Origin of the sequence: Actinocrinis sp., from assembly GCF_035946395.1 — a bacterium.
GTDB lineage: Bacteria > Actinomycetota > Actinomycetes > Streptomycetales > Catenulisporaceae > Actinocrinis.
Genome location: NZ_DASYZI010000362.1, coordinates 1 through 2,816, shown reverse-complemented (window position 1 = coordinate 2,816; position 2,816 = coordinate 1). Strand labels below are relative to the sequence as shown.

At 66.3% G+C, this 2,816-nt stretch carries 2 protein-coding genes; both read left to right on the top strand.

Going from position 1 to position 2,816, the window contains the following annotated elements; translation table 11 throughout:
• Positions 1–48: 48 nt before the first annotated feature.
• Positions 49–591 carry a MarR family transcriptional regulator gene (locus VGS97_RS22455; RefSeq protein ID WP_326855602.1) on the top strand — a complete coding sequence of 181 codons (543 nt, stop codon included), beginning with the start codon at positions 49–51 and terminating at the stop codon, positions 589–591.
• 204 nt (positions 592–795) lie between these two features.
• Positions 796–2,460: an arginine--tRNA ligase gene (gene argS / locus VGS97_RS22450; protein ID WP_326855601.1), complete on the top strand. Its 1,665-nt coding sequence runs from the start codon at positions 796–798 to the stop codon at positions 2,458–2,460.
• Positions 2,461–2,816 lie beyond the last annotated feature (356 nt).

Here is a 2,816-nt window from a genome sequence, read left to right as displayed (position 1 = left end):
GTCGGACCTTGGGGTTTTCGTCGGTCGTTCGAAATACACTGCTGGCCTATGACGACCCTGTCCGACTCGGTGGAGCCCGGTGACGTCTCGCCGTCGCCGCACTCCTCCTCGGCCATGTCGGCCACGTCAGCTGTATCGGCTGTGTCAGCTACGCCTAGCCTGGCCGAGCTGTACCTGCGCACTGCGCACCGGATTCGGCGGCGATCCGCGCCTTCGTACGAACGGTTCGGGCTGACTGAGGCTCAGGCGCGGGCGCTTCGTGTGATCTCGCGGTACGACCGGCCGCGGATGGCTGATCTGGCTCAGGCGCTGGAGGTCGTGCCACGGTCCATCACGTCGATGGTGGACACGCTGGAGTCCGCTGGCTTTGTTGCCCGGCAACCTGATCCGACGGACCGGCGGGCCACGATCGTGGTGTTGACGTCGGCCGGGACTGAGGTTTTGCGGCAGGTGGGGCGGATGCGGGCGGAGGCGGCGGAGCAGTTGTTCGCGAAGTTGTCGGCGCGGGAGCAGGGGGAGTTGCGGAGGTTGTTGGAGTTGCTGGACGAGGGGGAGGAGCCGCTGCCGTCTCGTCGGCCTAGGGCGACGTAGAGATAGGGATGGGGGATGAGGACGTGGGTGTAGGGAGGGATATGGGGGTGTGGCGCAGGTGTCGGGACGTGGGGTGAGGGTGGGGCCGGGCGGGGTGGGGACGAGGTTGGGCTGGGCTGGGTGGGTGTTTGGAGTGGTGGGATCGGGGGGTGGGGGCGGATAACTGATTGGGGGCGGGATCGGGCGGTCCCTTACCCTTGACCCGTGACCCCTGCCGAACTGTCTGCCGCTGTGGTCGCCGCGCTCCGGGATGCCGTGGACGCTGGCGACCTCTCCGTTTCCGTGCCCTCCGCCGTCACGGTGGAGCGCCCGAAGAATCGGGACCACGGTGACTACGCCACCAACGTCGCGATGCAGCTGGCGAAGGCGGCTGGGCAGCCGCCGCGGGCGGTGGCGACGGTGATTGCGGCACGGCTGGCGGCTATGCCGGGGGTCAAGCAGGTCGACATCGCCGGACCCGGGTTCCTTAACATCACGCTGGACGCCGCTGCTGCCGGGGAGTTGGCACGGGCGGTTGTGCTCGCTGGGGCCGCGTATGGGACGGGGTCTGCGCTTACCGGGCAGGACATCAATCTGGAGTTCGTATCGGCGAACCCGACGGGGCCGATCCACATCGGCGGCGTGCGGTGGGCGGCGGTTGGCGACGCGCTGGCGCGGATTCTGCGGGCGTCGGGCGCCCGGGTGGTTACCGAGTACTACATCAACGACGCGGGTGTGCAGATTGACCGGTTCGCCGAGTCGCTGCTGGCGCTTGCCAATGACAGGCCGGTGCCCTCGGACGGGTACGTCGGCGCTTATATGAGTGACATCGCCACGCAGGCCGTCGCGCGGCAGCCGGGGTTGCTCGCGCTGTCGGAGGATGAGCAACTGCGGGCGTTCCGGACTGTGGGGCTGGACTTGATGCTTGAGCAGATCAAGCAGTCCATGGAGGATTTCGGCACGCACTTCGACGTCTGGTTCTCCGAGCAGTCGCTGTACGACGACGGCGCGGTCGAGGGGGCGCTCGAACGGCTACGGGAACAGGGGCACGTCTTCGAGCGGGACGGCGCGGTCTGGCTGCGGACCACCGACTTCGGCGACGACAAGGACCGGGTACTGATCAAGGCGGACGGAGAGACGACCTACTTCGCGTCCGACACTGCTTACTACATCAACAAGCGGGACCGGGGCTTCACGCCGCTCATCTACCTGCTCGGGGCCGACCACCACGGCTACATCGGGCGGCTCAAGACCATCGCGGCCTGTGCTGGCGACGATCCGGAGCAGGACATCGAGGTCCAGATCGGCCAGTTCGTGAAGATGCTCAAGGACGGCCAAGAGGTCCGGATGTCGAAACGGGCCGGCAATATCATCACGATTGATGATGTTGTGGAGTGGGTCGGGGTGGACGCGGCGCGGTACGCGCTGACCCGGCAGTCTACGGACTCTAATATCACTCTTGATATCGATGTACTGACTAGTAAGACGAATGATAATCCGGTGTTTTATGTGCAGTATGCGCACGCGCGGATGTCGTCGGTGAAGCGGAACGCGGCGGAGCTCGGGATCGACCGGGGTCCGGCGCAGGAGTTCGACCCCGGGCTGCTCGTGCACGAGAAGGAGTCGGAGCTGCTCGGCGCGCTGGGTGAGTTCCCACGGGTGGTGGAGACCGCGGCGGAGCTGCGGGAGGTGCACCGGATCGCGAGATATCTGGAGCAGTTGGCTACCGCGTACCACAAGTTCTACGACGAGTGCCGGATTCTGCCGAGCGAGCGGTATCCGGTGCCGGCGGAGCTGACGCGGGCCCGGCTGTGGCTGGCCGAGGCGGCGCAGACGGTGGTGGCGAACGGACTGGGGCTGTTGGGGGTCTCGGCGCCGGAACGGATGTAGGTGGCGGAGCGTGTGCGGCGGAGGGTATGTGCTGCGTGTGCGTGTGCGTGTCCTTGTGTATGCGTGTATGTGCGCGTGTAGCGGTGTGTAGGTGTGGGATGGGGTGGGGCGGGGTGTGTCTTGGGTGGTAGATCGATGGGTTGGGTGGTGGGATCGGCATCGGCGATCTGTGGGCTGTGATCTGCGGTGCGTTGGACCGTGAAGTGATGATCACATGGTGATCGTGAGTTACGTGAGTTAGTGGCCTGTGACTTGTGACCTAGTGAGTGAGAAGAGAGCCAGATGAGCCGCGCAGCGCACCCGGCCGGACCGCGACACGCTGACGTGCTGCCTGGTGGCGCGGTGCCTGCGCCGCC